Annotated in this window: 1 pseudogene; it reads left to right on the top strand. The window is 58.3% G+C overall.

Annotation, left to right across the window (positions count from 1 at the left end):
* Nucleotides 1-180 (top strand): annotated as a pseudogene (locus BN1800_RS39935) (ABC transporter ATP-binding protein); the annotation flags it as partial.
* Nucleotides 181-290 lie beyond the last annotated feature (110 nt).

Here is a 290-nt window from a genome sequence, read left to right as displayed (position 1 = left end):
ATGACGATGGTCTTCATCTCCCATGACCTCGCCATCGTCCAGCAGATGTGCAGCTCCGTCTACATTTTCAGAGACGGCCGGGTCGAGGATTACGGGTCGTCGGAGTTCATCTTCTCGCGGTCCGACAATCCCTACACCCGCACCCTCATCAACGCCCGCCCCCATCGGTTCACATGCTGAGCGGTGCGACGCCTCTCAATAACCGGGTCCCGCCGGAACAGCCAGATATTCGAACGGGTGGCGCGCATCGCCACAGAAGGTCACTTCATGAATAACAGGTTCACATTGGC

This window comes from Rhizobium sullae, assembly GCF_900169785.1.
GTDB lineage: Bacteria > Pseudomonadota > Alphaproteobacteria > Rhizobiales > Rhizobiaceae > Rhizobium > Rhizobium sullae.
This window is presented reverse-complemented; position numbering and strand designations above follow the sequence as displayed.